Annotated in this window: 16 protein-coding genes; 7 read left to right on the plus strand and 9 right to left on the minus strand. The window is 56.0% G+C overall.

Annotated features, from left to right (window positions below):
- Window positions 1-109: 109 nt before the first annotated feature.
- Together dctP and HXW73_RS07770 are read right to left on the minus strand one after the other, a co-directional pair.
- Window positions 110-1,285: a TRAP transporter substrate-binding protein DctP gene (dctP, locus tag HXW73_RS07765; RefSeq protein WP_240538744.1), complete on the minus strand. Its 1,176-nt coding sequence runs from the start codon at window positions 1,283-1,285 to the stop codon at window positions 110-112.
- A gap of 241 nt (window positions 1,286-1,526) precedes the next feature.
- Window positions 1,527-2,435 carry a MurR/RpiR family transcriptional regulator gene (locus tag HXW73_RS07770; RefSeq protein ID WP_186255653.1) on the minus strand — a complete coding sequence of 303 codons (909 nt, stop codon included), beginning with the start codon at window positions 2,433-2,435 and terminating at the stop codon, window positions 1,527-1,529.
- Window positions 2,436-2,641: 206 nt separating this feature from the next.
- Here HXW73_RS07770 and HXW73_RS07775 point away from each other — a divergent pair, with 206 nt between their 5' ends.
- The 7 genes from HXW73_RS07775 to HXW73_RS07805 all read left to right on the plus strand — a co-directional run bounded on the left by HXW73_RS07775 (window position 2,642) and on the right by HXW73_RS07805 (window position 11,770).
- Window positions 2,642-3,451, plus strand: a complete 810-nt coding sequence (locus HXW73_RS07775) for an enoyl-CoA hydratase/isomerase family protein (RefSeq protein WP_240538745.1) — start codon at window positions 2,642-2,644, stop codon at window positions 3,449-3,451.
- Window positions 3,452-3,520: 69 nt separating this feature from the next.
- Window positions 3,521-5,698, plus strand: a complete 2,178-nt coding sequence (locus HXW73_RS07780) for an acetate--CoA ligase family protein (RefSeq protein ID WP_186255654.1) — start codon at window positions 3,521-3,523, stop codon at window positions 5,696-5,698.
- Window positions 5,695-6,498: an enoyl-CoA hydratase-related protein gene (locus HXW73_RS07785; protein WP_186255655.1), complete on the plus strand. Its 804-nt coding sequence runs from the start codon at window positions 5,695-5,697 to the stop codon at window positions 6,496-6,498. The genes HXW73_RS07780 and HXW73_RS07785 overlap by 4 nt, the downstream gene beginning before the upstream one ends.
- Before the next feature lie 174 nt (window positions 6,499-6,672).
- Window positions 6,673-8,532 (plus strand): SLC13 family permease, encoded by a 1,860-nt coding sequence (locus HXW73_RS07790; RefSeq protein ID WP_186255656.1) that lies wholly within the window; start codon window positions 6,673-6,675, stop codon window positions 8,530-8,532.
- 109 nt (window positions 8,533-8,641) lie between these two features.
- Window positions 8,642-9,400, plus strand: coding sequence for a DeoR/GlpR family transcriptional regulator (locus HXW73_RS07795; RefSeq protein ID WP_186255657.1), 759 nt, complete (start codon window positions 8,642-8,644; stop codon window positions 9,398-9,400).
- A gap of 122 nt (window positions 9,401-9,522) precedes the next feature.
- A complete protein-coding gene (glpK, locus tag HXW73_RS07800; RefSeq protein WP_186255658.1) occupies window positions 9,523-11,010 on the plus strand; it encodes a glycerol kinase GlpK in 1,488 nt (495 codons plus the stop codon).
- 535 nt (window positions 11,011-11,545) lie between these two features.
- On the plus strand, window positions 11,546-11,770 hold the full coding sequence (locus tag HXW73_RS07805; RefSeq protein WP_186255659.1) for a hypothetical protein: 225 nt from the start codon (window positions 11,546-11,548) through the stop codon (window positions 11,768-11,770).
- 103 nt (window positions 11,771-11,873) lie between these two features.
- Here HXW73_RS07805 and HXW73_RS07810 read toward each other — a convergent pair whose 3' ends face one another.
- The 7 genes from HXW73_RS07810 to HXW73_RS07840 all read right to left on the minus strand — a co-directional run bounded on the left by HXW73_RS07810 (window position 11,874) and on the right by HXW73_RS07840 (window position 19,726).
- Window positions 11,874-13,523 carry a glycerol-3-phosphate dehydrogenase/oxidase gene (locus tag HXW73_RS07810; RefSeq protein WP_186255660.1) on the minus strand — a complete coding sequence of 550 codons (1,650 nt, stop codon included), beginning with the start codon at window positions 13,521-13,523 and terminating at the stop codon, window positions 11,874-11,876.
- A gap of 131 nt (window positions 13,524-13,654) precedes the next feature.
- Window positions 13,655-15,394: an ABC transporter substrate-binding protein gene (locus HXW73_RS07815; protein WP_186255661.1), complete on the minus strand. Its 1,740-nt coding sequence runs from the start codon at window positions 15,392-15,394 to the stop codon at window positions 13,655-13,657.
- Between the two features lie 73 nt (window positions 15,395-15,467).
- A complete protein-coding gene (locus tag HXW73_RS07820) occupies window positions 15,468-15,740 on the minus strand; it encodes a DUF2160 domain-containing protein (protein WP_085918697.1) in 273 nt (90 codons plus the stop codon).
- Window positions 15,741-15,751: 11 nt separating this feature from the next.
- Window positions 15,752-16,648 (minus strand): carbohydrate ABC transporter permease, encoded by an 897-nt coding sequence (locus HXW73_RS07825; RefSeq protein ID WP_186255662.1) that lies wholly within the window; start codon window positions 16,646-16,648, stop codon window positions 15,752-15,754.
- A 1-nt stretch (window position 16,649) separates the two neighbouring features.
- Window positions 16,650-17,534 carry a carbohydrate ABC transporter permease gene (locus tag HXW73_RS07830; protein WP_186255663.1) on the minus strand — a complete coding sequence of 295 codons (885 nt, stop codon included), beginning with the start codon at window positions 17,532-17,534 and terminating at the stop codon, window positions 16,650-16,652.
- Window positions 17,527-18,633, minus strand: a complete 1,107-nt coding sequence (locus HXW73_RS07835; protein WP_186255664.1) for an ABC transporter ATP-binding protein — start codon at window positions 18,631-18,633, stop codon at window positions 17,527-17,529. Before HXW73_RS07835 ends, HXW73_RS07830 begins: the two co-directional genes overlap by 8 nt.
- Complete coding sequence (locus HXW73_RS07840; RefSeq protein ID WP_186255665.1) at window positions 18,626-19,726, minus strand: ABC transporter ATP-binding protein; 1,101 nt, start codon at window positions 19,724-19,726, stop codon at window positions 18,626-18,628. The genes HXW73_RS07835 and HXW73_RS07840 overlap by 8 nt, the downstream gene beginning before the upstream one ends.
- Between the last annotated feature and the right edge of the window lie 188 nt (window positions 19,727-19,914).

A 19,914-nucleotide genomic window follows, 5' to 3' on the forward strand; every position in this document is an offset into this window, starting at 1 on the left:
TGGAGACGGATTATTGAGCCGACGGGATGCGGGTTGGCACGCTGCGCACTAAGCTAGCCGGGTGCTGCGGTTTTTGTTCCACAACACCCGGAATGGTCGAACAGACAGATCAAGCGTTGAGTTCGTAGCCCTGTATGTCTTCTTCGGTGATCAACGCCACCGCCGGGTCCATCATGGTATCCAGGTGAGCACGGAACAGGCGCGCAGCGTCTGCATCCTTATTGGCCCATTTGAACCATAGCGGGATGGCCACCTCGCGGAAGCGGGTTGCGTCTTCTTCGCTGAGGTGGATGATCTCCACGCCTTTTTCGCGATACTTGGGCCATGCTTCAGCATTGGCCTTCTGGATCGCTGCATAGTGCTCGCGGGAGTAGGCCGCCACCAGATCATGCATCAGGTCTTGGGTTTGCGGCGACATGCGCTCGAACACGCGACGGTTAACGGAGATGTCCATGAGGTCGACGGACTGGTGCAGGCAAGGTGTGGAGGGCGGGCCCATGATGATGTAGTCAGCCACCTGCCAGAAGCCCAGTTCGTAGTTGACTGCCGCCCCGGTAAAGTCGGCCGCGTCGATAGTGCCTTTCTCCAGCGCTGGATAGACTTCGGAGCCCGGTAGTAGCGTGGTTCGTGCCCCCATGGCGGCGAACGTCTCGGCAACGATGCCACCGGGCATGCGGATCTTGACACCATCGAAGTCGTCGAAGCTGCGCAGCGGGATCTTGGAGTGGATCAGGTTGAGGTCGTGGTGGACATAGCCAAGCAGTTCCTGACCTTGCTTGCGATAGAGATCTTTGGCGATATCAAAACCACCGTAGGCGCCGAACATCATGTCCCACTGGTGAGGCAACGAGAGGCCCATCGGGAAGGCCGTCAGGAAGACGCCGGCTGGCATCTTGCCGGGCCAATAAACAGTGAACCAGTTCTGGCCGTCGAGTACGCCGTTACGCACCGCATCGGCAACCTCAAAGGCGCCCGCCACGGCGCCAGCCGGGAAGGGCTCGATACGCACCTCTCCCCCTGTTGCCTCGGCAACACCGGCCGCCCAGGCCTCGAACGTCCGGTAGCCAACGGTGCCTGGCTGCCAGGAAGACTGCATGCGGATACGAATACCTTCCTGGGCCTGGACATTGCCGATCCAGGGTGCTGCAACAGCAGCGGCGGAACCAGCTGCCGCGGTTTTAAGGAAATTGCGTCGTGTTGATGAACCCTTGGTGAGGGAGGAAGGCAATTCTGTTGAGGTGGAAATTAAAGAGTCTGAATTTGGGTTGTGCTTGTTGTTTGGCATGTTGAAAACTCCAACAGTGGTCATTGCCACTGGTTGTTTTTGTATTCCCATTCTGTAACTGCACCACTTTGAGTTCCCTGTGGCACAGGTAAGGTAATGCCTTGGTTGAAAGCATCACTTTACGTAAACAGAATTTAGCGAGTCCTGAGCTAACCGCCAATTAATATTTTCAACGTTTACCATAGTGCTGCGAAGGTCTCACTTCCAATCACTCGCCGAGGGGGCGTCGATGGATGACGCGTTAATCGATATCCACATACGCTCCCATATGGCGCATACGCTGTTCGAATTTGGACACGTTGTGGACCAGCGCATCAGGGCCGAAGGCGACGCATTCCGCCAGAATGGCTTCGATGAGCGTAATGGCTGACAGAATTGAAGGAAAAAAGTGCGGGGTCGCGTTGGCAAGGTTGAACGTGATCGTCGCACCGGGTACCAGCGGTGAACGCATGGTGTCCGTGACCACAATGGCCTTGACGCCGTTAGCTCGGGTGACTTCCAGTGCTTTAACCGTTTCAGCGCAATAGGGCTCAAAGCCAAAGGCGACGACAATGTCGTTTTCATCAAAACCGTCAAGCTCGGTTAAAAGCCCGCCTTCCAAGCCCCGGATAAGGCTGATATTGGGCATGGCAATGCGACCCACATATGCAAAGTGGTAGGCACAGGCAAAGGTGTCCCGAAAACCCACCACGGCGATATTGCGCGCCGCTAAAAGCTGCTGAGCCGCATCGCGGACCCGTGCCTGGTTATCTGCGGTAAACAGGCGGCCAATATTGTCGAACGCGGCGTCACCGACATCGACAAAGAGGGGGTCATCGGGCTGACTTGCCTGGTGACGAAGCCGGTTGGCACGCCCGGAGAGTTCCACTGGCGGTGTCTGTACCGCCGACTGAAACACCTCGCGAAACGTTTCATAGCTCTTGAAATCCAGTCGCTTGGCCAAGCGCACCAAGGTCGAGGGCGTGACATGCGCCGCTCCCGCGGTTTTGCGGATGGACTGAAACGCGATGTCCAGCGGGTGTTCCATCACATAGCCTGCCGCCTGTTTCAGCTGTGGGCTAAGCGTCGGGTAGATTGCCGCGAGACGTTGATTGATGGAATCCAGCGGCGAGGCAGACGAGGTGATCGTGTCACTATTTACAGACGTCATATAGGGCTCCAGCGCGTTCAGGCGAGCAGTGTAAACCATGCTGCTTAATGGATACATTTGTATCTTTTTATTTTTTATGTGAAACAAACGTGTTGACTGAGGTGGATGGGCAGCCTAGGGTTAAGTATGATACATACGTTTCTATTCATAAAAAATGAAGAAACATATGTATCTTTATTGTCACCTTTCCGCCAGGTAGCCCGACCGTGAAAACCCCACCACTGAACTTGCCTTCGTATGAAACCCTGTTAGTCACTCAGCAGGACACTGTCTTAACGGTATGCCTCAACCGTCCAGAACGCCTTAATGCCGTTGTTGAGTTGATGTACCAAGAGCTTATCGACGTGTTGGCTTTCGCCCGGCAAACGCCTGCGGTGCGTGCCGTTATCATTACCGGGGAAGGGCGGGCGTTCTGCGTAGGCGCCGACATGAAAGCTCACGGCGGTGCCGCGCGGACCCTGTATCAGCGGCGTGAATACCTACAGCTGGGTAACGATGTCGGTGAAGCGATTGCGCAGCTCAACAAGCCGGTGATTGCGGCGCTAAATGGCTATGCCCTGGGCGCCGGTGCCGAGATGGCAGTCGCCTGCGATTTTATCCTGATGGCCGACGAAGCTCAGATTGGCTTCCCCGAAACCAGCATTGGCACCTGCGTGGGGGGCGGTGTTTCCAAATGGCTTCCCCAGTTGGTGGGCTTGGCGCAGGCACGCCGGATGCTGTACACGGGCGACAAAATCAACGGCGCTGAGGCAACGCGACTTGGCCTGGCGCTTGCCCATTACCCACTCGATCAGCTGATGCCGGAAGCCTGGGCGCTGGCCTCAAAGCTGGCCAGGCAAGCACCGGTCTCATTGGCGATGTTGAAGCCGCTGGTGAATCGCGGGTCGCATACCGAGATGCCCAGTCAGCTGCAGCAGGAGCTGGATGCCGTCTTTGCCTGTTCGACCACCGAAGACTGGCAGGAAGGCGTCAATGCCTTCGCCGAAAAACGACCGCCCCAGTTTAAAGGCAGTTAACCTTCAAGCCGCTTTGTGGCGTTCCGCTGGCGGATGCTGTCGTTTTCACTTATCTCAACAGGTCATACCATGCAATCTATCGAAGGCCATCTTCCTTCAAGCAGCCCGCTCCACGCCGTTCTGGCACCCAAGGGCATTGCGGTGGTGGGCGCATCGGCCGATGCCACCAAGCGTGGCTATAAAGCCATGGAGGGACTCGTAAAAGGCAGTTACCGCGGAGATATTTACCCGGTCAACCCGAAAGCCGACAGTATTTTAGGGGTCAAGGCCTGGCCGTCTATCAGTGCGATCCCGGGGAACCCGGCACTGGCCGTGCTATGTACGCCCGCCGCCACGGTGCCCGACCTGATTGCTGAATGTGGCCGCCGTGGCATCAAGGGGGCGGTGGTGTTGGCAAGTGGTTTCAGCGAAAGCGGCGAGGCGGGGGCCGCGTTGGAAGCCCGGATGATGGCCAATGCCCGCGCCCATGGTGTGCGGATCATCGGGCCCAATACCTCAGGGCTGTTCAATCTTCACCATAATATCAATCTGCTGGCGCTTGAGAATCTCAAGCCTGGCGACATTGGGATTGTCTCGCAATCGGGGAATATGCTGCTTTCCCTGGCCTTGGAGGCCCAGTATAACGGGCAAGTGGGGTTCAGCACCTATATCGGACCCGGCAACCAGAGCGACATCGGCTTTAACGATTACCTGCGCTATCTTGGCGAGGATGCGCATACCCGAGTGGCCACCCTTTATGTGGAAGGCTTTCGGGACGGACGCAAGTTTCTCGATGTGGCGCGTGAGGTCACCGCGATGAAGCCCGTGGTGGTGTATAAATCCGGTTCCACCGCGCAAGGGCAAAAGGCCGCCAGCTCACACACCGGCGCGCTGGCGGGCAGCTATCAGATGACGGTGGACCTTTTGCGCCAGGCCGGGGTGAGCGTAGTGCAGTACTCCGATGAAATACTCCCGGTGGCGGAAGGGCTGGGCCGCTTGCAAAAAGCAGCGGGCAAACGTGTGGCGGTGATCGCTGACGGTGGCGGCCAGGCGACTATCGCCGCGGATCGGCTATCGGAGGCGGGCTTGACGCTGGCGACCCTAAGCCGCGATACCCAGGCGAAACTCGATGCGCTGTTGCTACCACAGGCCTCCACGCTGAACCCGATCGATGTGGCGGGTTCTTCGGATGCGAATCCTTCACTGCTGGCAGAATGCATGGCAGTGGTGGCCGCAGATGCGAATGTCGATAGCGTGTTTCTGGTGGGCATGTTTGGCGGCTACAGCCTGCGTTTTGCCGAGTCGCTGTTGGGTGACGAAATGCGCGGAGCCGAATCCATGGTGGAACTGGCCCATTCGAGCGAGAAACCGCTGGTCATCTACAGTCTCTACGCGCCCATTAAACCCCCAGCCCTAAGCCGTTTGCATGAGGCGGGGCTGCCCGTTTACGCCTCCATCGAACACGCCGTGAGAGTGCTGGCGGCGCTGGGTGAGCGCGGTGAATACCTGGCGCAATGTGCCGCTCAACCCGCTCGACTGCCGATGCAGGCATCCCCTGATGGCCAGGCGATGTTAGCGACCGCAAAAGAACAAAAGCGGGACTTGCTCGAGTTCGAAGCCAAGGGACTGCTTGCCGCGCATGGCATCCATGTGCCCGACGAACGCAGGGTGCAAGGCAGTGATGAACTGGCGGACGTGGCCCGTCACTTTGGCGACCAGCCGTTGGCCATGAAAGTGGTCTCCAGGGATATTCTGCACAAATCCGACGCCGGTGGGGTTAAGCTTGATCTGATAGGCGAAGCCGCGTTGCGCGATGCCTACAAAACCATCGTGGCTAACGCACAGTGTTACGACCCTAGCGCCCAACTCGAGGGGGTGCTGGTCACGCCCATGGCGGAGAAAGGGGTGGAGGTGATTATCGGTATGCTGCGCGACCCGGTCTTTGGCCCGGTACTGATGTTTGGCCTGGGCGGCGTGTTCGTCGAGGTGTGGGAGGATGTGGCGTTTCGTTCACTGCCCATCACGCAAGCTGACGCCGAATCCATGGTGAACCAGATCAAGGCGCAAAAAGTGCTGGAAGGGGTTCGCGGTGCTCAGGCGGTCAATAAGCAGGCCCTGGTCTTGTTGTTAATGCAGATTTCAAAGCTGGTGGATGCCTACCCGAGTATTCGTGAGCTGGATTTAAACCCGGTGGTGGCCTATCCAGACAGCCACCCCCAGGGGTATGCCATTGTGGATGCCCGAATCATTGTGGAGCGCGAAGAATGAGCCTATCGTTACCGACACTGACAGACGCGACCCTAACGCTTGAAGAGCGAGTGGCCACGCTCACTCTGAATCGCCATGACGTGCGTAATGCGCTCACCGGCACCGCGCTGGTCGATGACATTGTCGCCACGGCTAACTGGGTGAATCAGGCAAGTGAGGTGTCGGTACTGGTAATCACCGGCGCAGGGTCGGCGTTTTCTGCCGGGGGTAACGTCAAGGACATGGCCCGCCGCGACGGCGACTTCGCCGGGGACGTGGCGGAAGTGGCCGAGCGTTATCGCCGCGGCATCCAGCGTATGCCGCTGGCGCTTGAAGCGGTAGAAGTACCCATCATTGCGGCGGTCAACGGACCAGCAATTGGTGCCGGGTTTGACTTGGCCAATATGGCGGATATACGCATCGCTTCGCGCCAAGCCAAGTTTGGCGAAACCTTTCTCAACCTGGGCATTATTCCCGGTGACGGCGGCGCATGGTTCTTGCAGCGCCAGATCGGTTACCAGCGGGCCTTTGAGCTGACCTTGTCCGGACGGGTTATCGATGCCCAGGAAGCCTTGGAATACGGCATTGTGCTGGAGGTTGCCGAGCCCGATGCGCTAATGAAGGCGGCGATGAAGCATGCTGGGCGGATCGCTGCCCAGCCGCCTAGGGCCACGCGGTTGACCAAACGGTTAATGAAAATGGCACCCGACATGGAGCTAAAAGCGTTTCTGGACGTCTGCGCTGTTTTTCAGGGTATGTCCCATAACGAACCCGAGCACCTGGAAGCCGTTCAACAAATGTTGGACCGCATGAAAAAATAGCGCCTGAACCCTTTCGACTCCATCAGTGACCTTTCTCAGCCTGGCATCGCCGGGCTTTTTATTGGCGTATAGTCAATGTCTAATATTATTTACCTGCGCGTCACTATCTGATTTACAGTAAAGCAAGCGTTTCACTACGGTAGAGACGGTGATCCACAGGGAGGTGATGCAACAATGGCAATCGAGGATGTGGGGCTTGCGCCGAGTACGTTGGTGTTTGTCGTGCTGGGGTTAACATTGGCGGCCTTTATCTGGGGGCGGTTTCGCTATGACCTGGTCGCCCTGACGGCACTATTGGGCTCGGTGATGCTTGGATTGGTGCCGGCCAAAGACGCCTTTCTCGGTTTTGGTCATCCTGCCGTGATCACGGTTGCCGCCGTGCTGGTGCTGAGTAAAGGGTTTGAGCGCTCGGGTCTGGTCGATATCATCGCCGAGCAGATACTCAAGGTGGGTGAGCGCTTGATACTCCAGTTGCTGGCGTTGGTGGGAACTGTCTTGGTGCTCTCGGGAATCATGAATAATGTCGGGGCGCTGGCGCTGCTGTTGCCCGTCGCCATGCGGATGGCGCGGGAACATGACACCTCTCCATCGCTATTGCTGATGCCGCTGGCATTTGGCTCTCTGCTGGGTGGGCTGACGACCCTGATCGGTACCCCGCCGAATATCATTATTTCCAGCTATCGGGCGAACGTATCCGACGATACCTTCAGTATGTTCAGCTTTGCCCCTGTGGGAGGCGTCGTGGCATTGGCCGGGTTGGCGTTTATCGTGCTGGTCGGTTGGCGACTAACGCCCCAGCGAAGCGGCCAGGCATCGCCAGCGGATATGTTTGATACGGCCAATTACTTGGTAGAGCTCAAAGTCAACGATGAATCCAAAGCCAAAGGGATGACGTTGCAGCAGCTTCGCGACGAGCTTGAAGAGTCTATTCCGGTACTGGCGGTGGTGCGTGATGACAACCGCCAGGCGGGCTATTCGTTCCACGGTATGCTACAGGCAGGCGACATCCTGCTTTTGGAAGCCGGACCCGAAGAACTAAAACTGCTGGAAGATAAAGCAGGTCTGAGCGCCGTCGCCGAGCTTGAACGCGATGACAAGGACGACGAAACCAGCGCTTTGACCGAAGACGAAGAGCAAGAAAAACAAGAATCGCATCCACCGGTGGATACCGAAGGGCTACAGCTGGTGGAAGTGGTGGTGCGCAATGACTCCATGATGATCAACCGTAGTGTCCGTCAGTTGCGCCTTAATCATCAGTTTGGTCTGCACCTGGTCGCGGTGGCGCGGGATGGCACCCGGTTAAAGCAACGCCTGCGTGATATTCGCTTTCAGACCGGCGATGTCCTGTTGTTGCAGGGCGAGGAAAATGAAATCACCGAAAGCCTGCCCGCGTTGGGTTGTTTACCGCTGGCTAACCGCGATTTAAATCTGGGGCAGCCGCGCAAGTTGCTACTCTCATTGGCTATTTTTGCGGCCGCGATTGTTGCCATGCTGCTGGACGTATTGCCTGCTGCGGTGGCGTTGAGTAGCGCGGCAGTGGTCTCGTTATTGATCGGTGTGCTACCGCTTCGGGAGGGCTATCAGGCGATTGATGGACCGGTGATTGTTCTCTTGGGGGCCATGATTCCGGTCGGTCAGGCGCTGGAGACCAGCGGCGGAGCGGATCTGATTGCCCAGGCGTTGCTGCACTGGGGGACCGACTGGCCGGTGGTGGTCACCCTGGTGGGGCTATTTATCCTTTCCATGCTGCTTTCCAATGTCATCAACAATGCCGCGGCGGCGCTGCTGATGGCGCCCATTGCCGTGAGCCTGGCGAGAGGGTTCGAGGTATCGCTTGACCCCTTCTTGATGGTGGTCGCGGTCAGTGCTTCCTGTGCCTTCCTGACCCCGATAGGCCATCAGTCCAATACCCTTGTTCTGGGGCCCGGGGGCTATCGGTTTGGCGATTACTGGAAGTTGGGGTTGCCGCTTTCGGTCGTCGTGCTGCTGGTGTCGATACCGATGATCCTCTGGGTATGGCCGCTGTCGGGATAACGTTCGTCTTCGAGCATCAATAAGCGTTATTTGATAAAAATTTTGCTAGGCTACTATGTTTTCAGGTAAATACGTTCTAAAACGAAAAAATAACGTCACGGGCTAGCTTATGAATCAACAGTTTCGTCAAGACGCGATCATCGAGCTGGTCCGCCAGCAAGGCTACATGAGCATCGAGCAGCTCACTGATCATTTTGCCGTCACGCCGCAAACCATCCGTCGCGATCTGAATACGCTGGCTAACGACGGTCGCGTAAGACGCGTTCATGGTGGCGTGGGGATCGAGTCGAGTACAGTGAATACCGCCTACAGCACTCGTAAAACCCTGCATCTGGAAGAGAAAGAGCGTATCGCGCGGTGCCTGGCCGAGCATATTCCCAATGACGCATCGCTATTCATCAACATTGGTACCAGCAACGAGGTGATTGCCCAGGCGCTGCTCGATCATCAGGGGTTGGAGATTATTACCAATAACCTCAACGTCGCCGCGATTCTGCAGCACAAGGAAGATTTTACGGTGATCATTGCAGGCGGGCAGGTGCGCTCTCGGGATGGCGGTATTATTGGCGAGGCCACCATCGACTTTATCAATCAGTTCAAGGTCGATTACGGCATTATCGGTATCAGCGGCATCGACGAAGATGGTTCTTTGCTGGAGTTCGATTACCAGGAAGTCCGCGTTGCTCAGGCCATTATTGCCAATTCACGGCGCGTTTACCTGGCGGCCGACTACTCTAAGTTTCACCGTAACCCGGTGGTACGCCAAGGCAATATTGCCCAATTGGACGCGCTGTTTACCGACCGCAAACCGCCGGAGGCCATTCAGCGCCTACTTACCCAGCACGATGTTGCTCTGCACTTGGCCTGAACCATTAAAAGCGGTGATATTTTCATCCTTGAGCATTGCTCACGGCTGGCGTAGCCTGGAACTATAAGAAAACGAAAGTAAGTATACAAAATCGAAACAACCAACAACAAAGCGAACATGCCATGTCCTCCTATATACTTGCCATTGATCAAGGTACAACCAGTTCCCGCGCCATCCTGTTTGATCGCGAAGGTCAAGTGACCGCCGTCGCGCAGCAGGAGTTTACCCAACACTATCCCTACGATGGTTGGATCGAGCACGATCCTGAAGATATTTGGGATACGGTGATTGCCACCTGCCAGGAAGTTGTCAAAAAGGCGGCTATCAAACCAGAGCATATTGCAGGCGTGGGGATCACTAACCAGCGCGAAACCACCATCGTGTGGGACAAACGCACCGGAAAGCCGGTTTATAACGCCATTGTGTGGCAGGACCGACGTACGTCGTCGCTCTGCGAACAGCTACGCGAAGGTGGCCATACCGAACGCGTGCAGGCCAAGACCGGCCTTTTGATCGACCCGTATTTTTCCGCCACCAAGCTTGCATGGGTGTTGGACAACGTCGAAGGAACCCGGGCTCGGGCCGAGAAAGGTGAGCTGCTATTCGGGACCGTCGACAGCTTTTTGATCTGGCGATTGACCGGTGGCCATCAGCATGTGACAGACGCTACCAATGCGTCGCGCACGGCCTTGTTCAATATCCACGAGCAACGCTGGGACGACGAGCTGCTTGACCTGTTCGATATCCCGGCGACGTTGCTTCCTGACGTGAAAGACTCAAGCGATGACTTTGGCACCATGGACGCCCGCTGGTTGGGTGTTGAGCTGCCGATTGCGGGCGTGGCGGGTGATCAACAGGCAGCGCTGGTCGGTCAGGCGTGCTTTCAGCCGGGCATGGGTAAAAGCACCTATGGGACCGGGTGTTTCATGATCGTCAACACCGGGGAGACACCATCGCTGTCGCGTAACCGGCTGCTGACAACCATTGGCTATCGCCTGAATGGCAAGCCGACCTATGCCATGGAAGGCAGCATTTTTGTCGCCGGTGCGACGGTCCAGTGGCTGCGCGATGGGCTGAATTTATTTGCGGATGCGGCCGAAACCGAAGCCCTTGCGCGTAATACTCGCCGTGGGCACAGCGTTTATTTGGTCCCTGCCTTTACCGGCCTGGGGGCGCCGCACTGGGATCCCAAAGCCCGCGGGGCGATTTTTGGCCTGACCCGCGATACCGGGATTTCAGAAATTGTTGCGGCAGGCTTACAGGCCGTGTGCTATCAGACCCGCGATCTGCAACATTGCATGAACGATGACATGGAAGCGCCTCCCGGCAACCTGCGCGTCGATGGCGGCATGGTCAAGAATAACTGGGTCATGCAGTTTCTGGCCGATATGCTGAACGTACAGGTGGATCGCCCCACGATTCTGGAAACCACCGCCCTGGGGGCCGCCTATCTGGCCGGCTTGCGGTTAGGCTGGTATCAGACGCTTGACGAGATTGAGCAGCTTTGGCGCTGCGAGCGAAGTTTCATACCGAGTATGGACGAGGCTAACCGCGAACAGCTGTACCAAGGGTGGTTGGACGCGGTTTCCCGGGTGCGTTCAACGAATTAACCATTCCTGCTACAAGCCACTATCGCGATTCTGCGGTAGTGGCCTTTGTTTATTAGTCCTTGGTCGACTGGCACCGTCGCAGTGATGGCGTATACTGCTTCCGCTTGTCCAAGCTATCTAGGCAAGTTTCCCACCCTTATCAACGCGTTCCCCGCGTAATGCCTGTATTCCGTGAAATTCTACGACACCCTTTGGGTCTATTCGACGCTTATGTAGTCGAGCTACAACGCTGCCTGCGGCCAATGATGCATTGTGAGCTTTACGGCAGTGCACCATAGTGAAGTCATGGATCAGGGCGGTGTTTCGTTATCCCGATTGACCCTCCTGACCACTGCTACATTTGATGCGCTTTTGAATTATCCGGGCGCTTGAAGCGAAGGTCTTGTAACGCTTGTGACCTTATCGCAGTCACCGAACTGGACACTTATCCGGTCCAGCATGAGTAGCAACGTCACCATTCGTCATTAACAAGATGGCTGCTTAACGATTAACGACAATAGTAAGCAGCGGATGACCATACCATGAGGGTTTTACCATGAACTGCATCGAATTAAGCCAACAAGCCGACCGAATCGCGAATACGTTCAGCAAGCAGGACCTGGCGAAGCTGGTATTAGCGTTAAAGGGCCAGCGGGAGTCGCTTCAGCACGCGGTTGAAGTCATCGACACCATTGATAACCGTATGGGTTACACAATTGAAGAGGCGTGGGACGAGGTGCTGGCAGGGGATTCCCAACTGCTGGTTGAAGATGAAGAGTAGTAAATAAAGAGTAGGTTCTGACGCTCGTTACTTTCCTCTATCCCCCTGGCGGCCACCGTGAGGGGGATTTTATTTGCCACTGCGCTGCCGTTGCCGCCATTCCCTACGAGGGAACTTCCTGTTTGGGCGCATAAGGTTGAGAGGTATCCCGGTTCTGAGCAAAGTACGCTTCAAAACGCTCTTCAGCTTGTTCGCCGAACAGAACACGGCAGGCTTCTTTCAACCCCTTCGAGTTACGCAGTTGCTCGTGGTGTACCACGAGCGACACTTTGGCTCGACGACGCAGGAAATCCTCAAGCTGAGTGATCATTTCATGATCGCGGGCATGTTCAAGCTCGCAGCGAATATACTCCGTTCCCTCAATCAGAATATCGGCTTCCGACGGGTCCTGGCGGATTTTTTCCAGCATGGGCATTGCCTGTTCGGCGTAACGCCGCCAAAGGCGTGATGAAAGAGGCTCCGAGGATGTCGCCGCTGTCATGGCGTCCAGATTCATTCGCTTGGCGTGATCCATGAACTGTTGTTTCACGGCCTTGGGTGGCTCGCCATACCAGCGGAAGCCCTGGTCGGGTAGTTCGACCCCAAGCTTCGCGACGGCTTCGGCGATTTCATCGCCCACGTTCAGACAGTCGGTCAGCTTGCCGCCAAAGATACTGATATGTGCGCTATCGTGATTGGTATCGATCACATGCTTACGGGATAGCTGTAAAAAGTCACGGTCGTTGCCTTGATCAGACTTGATGGCCAGCGGGCGCACGCCACAGCGCGTCGAGATGATATCGGCTTGGCCCAGTGGTTTGTCGAGGGTCAGACGTGTGTTGATGTTTTCCAGCACGAAATTAATATCGTCAGCGGTAACCTCCACCTCGGGGTGCTCCATATGTGTATCGGTCGTCCCGATGCAGGTCCGGTTGCCCATGGGAATGACAAAGAACAGTCGCCCATCGTCGGCGAAGAATGCCAACACGCGCTGGGAATCCGTCAACTGGGGCACAATCAGGTGAATGCCCTTGGAGTACAGGTGTTGGTGAGTGGTCTTCTGCCCGGTCAAGGTATTGTGCTGATCCACCCAGGGGCCTGCTGCATTAATCAGTACCTTGGCACGGATATCAAAGGTTTGGCCATCCATCACGTTGCGCGCCTTGGTGACCCAGACATTGTCTTCACGCTCTGCGCCCAGTGACTCAACATAGTTGGCGGCAATCGCCCCATGATTAAGCGAGTGGCGGACGAAATTGAAGACAAACCGGGCATCGTTGTCATGCAGGTAGGCATCCGAATATTCAAAGCCGCCGACGGAGTCATCGACATCGATAATCGGTTCTTCCTGCTTGATATCCTTGGGTGACAGCAAGCGGGGACGCTTGGTAAACCCATTGCCCATCAGCCAGTAGAGCCAGGTGCCAATCCATAAGTAGCGCGGTGAATGGCGAAACCCACGGGTAATGTTGGTCAGAAAACGAATTTCCTGAACAGTGGATGGGTAACTTTTAATTAAATGATTGCGGCTCTTGCAAAGCTTTCTGACCAATGCAAAGTCTTTGCTTTCCATATATTTGATGCCTCCCCAAACGAGGTTGGAGGAGTGCATGCTGGTGCTGCCGGCGAAGTCGCCACGATCGATCAGGGCAACCTTGGCGCCTTTACCTGACAGCGCAGCAGCGGTGGCGGCACCGTTGATGCCACCCCCAATAATCAGTACATCGAATTCATCGGAATGTAGTTTCTCGATATTACGGTTACGCAGTTTCATAGCGGATCCAAATTAACAAAGAAAGCCCCGTTCACGGTGCTATATGGGCGACCGCGCTGTTGGTAAGTGTCGATAGAGGGTGCCGCCGATGAAGCCGGAAAGGGCGAGCCCAAAGGCCCGCCCAACCGGTATTAACGCGAACCGGCTGACATCCATTTTTCCATCATTTCGTCGTAAGGCATGGTGGTGCCTTGCGGCATTTCGTCATCCAGCTTGGCTTTCGGCGCGCCATCCTGGTCCAGCCAGTATTGCGGGTCACGCTCTTCGTTCAGCACGGGTGCGTAGCTGTCGAAGACGTTGGCACGGGCAAGACGGTTCATGGTGCTATCCATATCCGCCGCCAGTGCATCGAGACCTTCCTGTGGCGTAACTTCGCCGCTCATGACGGGTGCAAGGTTTTGCCACCATAGAGGCGCCATGCGTGGGTAGTCGGGTACGTTGGTGCCCGTTGGCGTCCAGTTAGACTCGTTGGGGCTGCGGTAGAATTCGACCAACCCGCCCAGCTTGGGCGCCATTTCGGTCATCTGGTCTGAGAAGATGTCCGACTCGCGGATTGGGGTCAGGCCGTGCATCAGCTTCTCAAGCGATACCGTCTTGGACACGGTGAACTGACCAAACAGCCACGCTGCCGTGCGACGATCTTCGGGGGTAGAGTCAAAGAACGTCCAGGCGCCTACGTCCTGATAGCCAACCTTCATGCCTTCTTCCCAATACGGGCCGGTGGGAGAAGGCGCCATGCGCCATAGCGGATTGCCTTCGTCATCGGTCACGGCGACATCGGGGTCGGTCATGTCGGCCGTGAAGGCGGTGTACCAGAAAATCTGCTGAGCAATATGGCCTTGAGAAGGCACCGGGCCAGCTTCACCGAAGGTCATGCCTTGTGCTTCGGGTGGGGCGAAGTCGCGGAGCCAGTCAACGGCCTTTTGCATGGCAAACACGGAGGCAGGGGAGTTGGTCGCACCGCCACGGCTGACGCTGGCGCCTACCGGCTGGCTATCCTCGTTGACGCGAATCCCCCAGTCATCTACCGGGTTGCCAGAGGGAACGCCGGGGCTACCCATGCCGGCCATGGAGAGCCAGGAGTCGTGGAAGCGCCAGCCAAGAGATGGGTCACGACGACCGTAGTCCATATGACCATAGATCTCTGTACCGTCGAGCTCGCCGACATGTTCGGTGAAGAATTCGGCGATGTCCTCGTAGGCGGTCCAGTTGGTCGGTACGCCTAGGTCGTAGCCGTAAATATCACGGAACTGCTCCTGCAGGTCTTCGCGTTGGAACCAGTCATAGCGGAACCAGTAAAGGTTGGCGAACTGCTGGGTTGGCAACTGATAGATGCTGCCATCTGGCCCGGTGCCATACTGCAGCCCAATGAAGTCGTCCAGGTCCAGCGTGGGTAGCGTGTAGTCGGCCCATTCGTTTTCCATCGCCTCGGAGAGGTTGATGGTGGTGCCGTAGCGGATGTGGGTACCGATGGCATCGGTATCGTTGACGAAACCATCGTAGATGCTATTACCAGATTGCATCTGGTTTTGCATGGTGTCGACAACATCGCCTTCACCGATGATGTTATGGGTCACGTCGATACCGGTTAGCTCGCTGAACGCTTCGGCAAGCACTTCGCTTTCATAGACGTGGGTGGTTAACCCTTCGGCGACGGTTTGAATCTCCATGTCACGAAATGGCTCGGCCGCTTTGGCAAACCACATCAGCTCTTCGATTTGTTCCTCGCGGCTCAGGGTCGAGTTTTGGAAATGCTCGTCGACCAGCCGCTCGGCTACCGCCCGTGCATCGTGGTCATCTGCGGCTATCGAACCGGATGCTAGCAGCAGGCTGGCGGCGAGGGTGGTGAGTTTGAAATTGTTATGTCGCATATAGACCTCGTTGTGTTGTGATTTTCCCTAATGGCGAATCCGTCCTTGAGACCGCTTTTGGTTATTACGCCGGTTACCCCCAGCGCATCAGCACCAACAGCCAAACCAGCGAAGCTGCCAGTGCTAACCAAATCGATAGTGAGGTGAAGCCAATCACGCCAAGGTGAATAAACGCGGCGGACAGAAGGCCAACAAACAGCCGGTCTCCGCGCGTGGTCGTGATGGGCAGAAAGCCCTTACGTTCTATGGTGGGCGAGACAATTTCCCAAACCGTCATCCCGGCCAGCATGGCCGCAATGGCGGAAAAGAAAATAGCGGTGGGCACTGTCCATACCATCCAAGACATACATCACCTCCTTAGGTACGACCCAGGGCAAAGCCCTTGGCGATATGGTTGCGAACGAAGTAGACCACCAGAATGCCCGGCAGAATGGTCAGCACACCGGCGGCGGCCAAGGTGCCCCAGTCGATTCCCGACGCGGTGGACGTGCGCGTCATGATCATGCCAATGGGCTGAGCCTCAGTGGCCGTCAGCGTTCTGGCCAGGAGCAGTTCAACCCAAGAGAACATGAACAGGAAGAACAGCGTGACGCCGATACCTGAACGAATCATCGGGATAAAAATCTTGACGAAAAAGCGTGGAAAGCTGTAACCGTCGATATAGGCGGTTTCGTCGATCTCTTTGGGAACGCTGCTCATGAAGCCTTCAAGAATCCAGATGGCCAGCGGGATATTGAAGAGGCAGTGCGCCAGCGCCACGGCAATGTGCGTGTCGAACAGCCCGACCGAATAATAAAGCTGGAAGTAGGGCAGCAAGAACACGGCAGGCGGCGCCATGAGGTTTGTCAGCAGCCAGAAGAACAGATGCTTATCGCCAATAAAGCTGTAGCGACTGAAGGCATAAGCTGCGGGTAGCGCCACACAAATGGTGATCAGCATGTTCATCAGCACATAGGCAATCGAGTTGACATAGCCCATGTACCAGCTTGAGTCGGTAAAAATACCGATATAATTATCAAAGGTGAGGTTCTCCGGCCACATGGTCATGGAGCCCAATATCTCGCTGTTGGTTTGCAGCGACATGTTCAGCAGCCAATAGATGGGCAGTATCATCAATAGCAGATAGACGCCCAGCAACAGGCGCGAGCGGAGCCTGGTTCGCGCGTTGCGCTTACGGCGTTGTGCCGGAGTGGTACGGCTGAAAATGGTGTTGTATTTTTCACCCTGCTGGGTGTTTTCCAGTTGGTAGCTCATGTCACGCTCCTCCCTGGGAATGCTTGTCTTTCTGCATGTTCATGATGGCGGTATAGAACACCCAGCTCACCAACAGGATGACCAGGAAGTAGATAATCGAGAAAGCAGCGGAAGGGCCCAAGTCTTGCTGGCCCACGGCCATGGTGGTCAATGATTGACTCAGGAAGGTCGTTGAGCTGCCAGGCCCGCCACCGGTCAGTACAAAGGGCTCGGCGTAAATCATGAACGAATGCATGAAGCGCAGCAGCACAGCAATGACCAGCACATTGGTTAGTTTGGGCAACTGAATGTAGCGAAATACCGCCCATTTTGAGGCACGGTCAATGCGCGCCGCCTGATAGTAGGCTTCGGGGATGGAACGCAGGCCGCTGTAGCAAAGCATGGCGACCAGCGGGGTCCAGTGCCATACGTCCATCAGGATGATCGTCACCCAGGCGTCGCCGGGATTGCGGGTAATGTTGTATTCGATGCCTAGCTGGCGCAGCCCCCAACCCATCAGACCGATATCGCCCCGCGTGAAGATCTGCCAGATGCTGCCCACCACGTTCCAGGGAATCAGCAAGGGCAGAGTGATCAGAATCAGCACCGCCGACGCTTGCCAGCCTTGTTTGGGCATGATTAACGCAATTCCGATCCCTAAGGGGATCTGGATGGCAAGAATGATCAGCGAGAACGATATCTGACGCACAAACGCAGCTTGCAGCGCCGGGTCGTTGAGCATGGTTTCAAACCACTCGGTGCCGGTAAAAAAGCGGGCGTTAGCGCCCAGCACGTCCTGCACCGAGTAGTTGACGACGGTCATCAGTGGCACGACCGCGGAAAACGCGACCAAGACAAGCATTGGCAATACCAATAGCCAGGCGCGGTTGTTATAGACTTTATTCATGATCTACCTCGACTCGGTATTCATCGACGTAAAGGCTCAGTTTGTCGTCGGGAAAACGGATATAGACGGTGTCGCCCAAGGCAGGATGGTCTTCGGGCAGCCTGGCTTTAAACGTTTGCTGATTGAGCGAGAAGGTGAGAATGGCGTAGGTGCCCAGGTCCTGAAGGTTCTCTTTTTGCACAGCAATCGTGTCGGGTTCGGCGCTTGAGTGAACTTCGATGAATTCCGGGCGAATGCCAAGCTTGAGATTGCCACTCTCAACATCGCGAAGCGCCGCCAGGTAGGTAGTGCTTAACGGCAGTGGCTGGTCGCCGAAATACGCCGTGTTTTGTGCCTGATCGTAGCGAAGCTCGAAAAAATTCATGCCTGGGCTACCGATGAAATAACCCACAAAAGTATGCGCGGGCGTTTCAAACAGTTCCCGCGGCGTACCGAACTGAACCACCTGACCTTCATACATCACGGCAATCTTGTCAGCGAAGGTCGAGGCTTCTAGCTGGTCGTGGGTGACGTAGATCATGGTGATGTTAAAGCGCTCGTGGATTTCCTTGAGCTTGCGGCGCAGCTTCCACTTCAACTGCGGGTCGATGACGGTTAGCGGCTCATCAAACAGAATCGCGGTAACGTCGTCGCGGACCAGGCCGCGCCCCATGGAGACTTTCTGCTTTTCATCGGCAGTCAGGTTTTTGGCTTTGCGCGATAACAGCGGTGTCAGCTCAAGGATATCGGCGACTTCCAGCACCTTGGGTTTAACACGGTACTCGGGAGTGTTCATGTTGCGTAGCGGGAAGGCGAGGTTATCGAACACCGTCATGGTGTCGTAGATCACCGGGAACTGGAAAACCTGAGCGATGTTGCGCTCTTCCGGCGGCAGTTCGTTGACCCGCTGACCATCAAACAGCACATCGCCTTCGGTGGGCGCCAAAAGCCCTGAAATGATGTTTAGAAGGGTTGACTTGCCACACCCGGACGGCCCCAGCAACGCATAAGCGCCGCCTTGATGCCATACGTGTTCCATATGGCGAATGGCGTAATCCTCTGCCGATTGCGGGTTGGCGCTGTAAGTGTGCGCGAGTGTTTTAAGCACGATCTCAGCCATGCGCGGCGCCCTCCGTCTGAGCCAATGGGGTATGCACAATGTGGCCCTGCTGGTCGAAAACAAACAGTTTATGAGTGGGGAAATAAACCTTGATGGCCTGGTTGACCTTCAGTTCGTGTATCCCCAGGAGATGCAATACCAGCGGGAAGTGCACATGACGCGCATGAAGGAAGGTTTCGGACCCACTGATTTCGGCGACATCCACGGTGACCGGCAGCTCGAGGTCATCCGGTGCTTGCGGGGTAAGGCTCAAATGCGAGGCGCGAACCCCGAACTGGTAGTCACCGGGAGGTAGCTGACGCAAGGCATCGTCGCAGGCAAAGTGAGTGTCGTTATCGAAGGTGATGTCTTTGTCAGTGAGTCGACCCGGGACGATATTGATTGGCGGCTCCGAGAACATCTCGGCGCTGAGGATGCCGTTGGGTTGCCGGTAGATTTGATCGGTGGGGCCATACTGCAGCAGCTTCCCTTCGTGAAGGATGGCCGTGTTGCCGCCGAGAGCCAGGGCCTCGTTAGGCTCGGTGGTGGCGTATACGGCAATACAATTACGCACTTTGAACAAATCGCGTAGTTCGTCACGTAGCTCCTCACGGAGTTTGTAGTCTAGGTTGACCAGCGGCTCGTCGAAGAGAATGACATCGGCGTCCTTTACCAGGGCGCGGCCCATGGCGGTGCGCTGCTGCTGGCCGCCGGACAACTCCAGAGGATAGCGGTCAAGCAGATGTTCGATATGCAGCATTTCAGCAATTTCGCCGACGCGCTTGTCAATTTCGCTTTTAGACTGCTTGGCGAGTTTGAGCGGCGACGCGATATTGTCGTAGACCGTCAAGCTGGGATAGTTGATGAATTGCTGATAGACCATCGATACGTTGCGGTGACGCACCGGTACGCCGGTGACGTCTTTACCGTCCATCAGAATCCGGCCTTTGGTGGGCGGTTCTAGGCCCGCCATCAAACGCATCAGCGTGGTTTTACCCGCGAGTGTTCTGCCCAATAGCACATTGAAGGAGCCTGGCTCGAGTGCTAAATCAACGTCGCTAATATAGGGAACACCGCCTACGGTATGGGCGATATTTTGCAAATGTAGGGACATGCGAATCTCGCTAGCGTCGTTGTTATTGGAGAATATCTAGCTTTCGTTTACGAAATCCTAGTTGATCGTTTCCGAACCTGCAATGCCTTTATTGGCTTTCGTTTTCAGTTTTTGGATAAAAAATCGAAAATTAAACGAAAGTCTAGGACCAAAAAAACCGGCCTCAATGAGGCCGGTTGAAGGTTGGT

The organism is Halomonas sp. SH5A2 (genome assembly GCF_014263395.1).
In the GTDB taxonomy this organism is placed as follows: Bacteria; Pseudomonadota; Gammaproteobacteria; order Pseudomonadales; family Halomonadaceae; genus Vreelandella.

Coding starts and splice junctions, on each gene's coding strand:
- HXW73_RS07835 (WP_186255664.1), bottom strand. CDS start 18,633: ATGGCTGAGATCGTGCTTAAAACACTCGCGCACACTTACAGCGCCAAC.
- HXW73_RS07780 (WP_186255654.1), top strand. CDS start 3,521: ATGCAATCTATCGAAGGCCATCTTCCTTCAAGCAGCCCGCTCCACGCC.
- HXW73_RS07815 (WP_186255661.1), bottom strand. CDS start 15,394: ATGCGACATAACAATTTCAAACTCACCACCCTCGCCGCCAGCCTGCTG.
- HXW73_RS07805 (WP_186255659.1), top strand. CDS start 11,546: ATGAACTGCATCGAATTAAGCCAACAAGCCGACCGAATCGCGAATACG.
- HXW73_RS07795 (WP_186255657.1), top strand. CDS start 8,642: ATGAATCAACAGTTTCGTCAAGACGCGATCATCGAGCTGGTCCGCCAG.
- HXW73_RS07810 (WP_186255660.1), bottom strand. CDS start 13,523: ATGAAACTGCGTAACCGTAATATCGAGAAACTACATTCCGATGAATTC.
- HXW73_RS07820 (WP_085918697.1), bottom strand. CDS start 15,740: ATGTCTTGGATGGTATGGACAGTGCCCACCGCTATTTTCTTTTCCGCC.
- dctP (WP_240538744.1), bottom strand. CDS start 1,285: ATGCCAAACAACAAGCACAACCCAAATTCAGACTCTTTAATTTCCACC.
- HXW73_RS07840 (WP_186255665.1), bottom strand. CDS start 19,726: ATGTCCCTACATTTGCAAAATATCGCCCATACCGTAGGCGGTGTTCCC.
- glpK (WP_186255658.1), top strand. CDS start 9,523: ATGTCCTCCTATATACTTGCCATTGATCAAGGTACAACCAGTTCCCGC.
- HXW73_RS07830 (WP_186255663.1), bottom strand. CDS start 17,534: ATGAATAAAGTCTATAACAACCGCGCCTGGCTATTGGTATTGCCAATG.
- HXW73_RS07770 (WP_186255653.1), bottom strand. CDS start 2,435: ATGACGTCTGTAAATAGTGACACGATCACCTCGTCTGCCTCGCCGCTG.
- HXW73_RS07790 (WP_186255656.1), top strand. CDS start 6,673: ATGGCAATCGAGGATGTGGGGCTTGCGCCGAGTACGTTGGTGTTTGTC.
- HXW73_RS07825 (WP_186255662.1), bottom strand. CDS start 16,648: ATGAGCTACCAACTGGAAAACACCCAGCAGGGTGAAAAATACAACACC.
- HXW73_RS07785 (WP_186255655.1), top strand. CDS start 5,695: ATGAGCCTATCGTTACCGACACTGACAGACGCGACCCTAACGCTTGAA.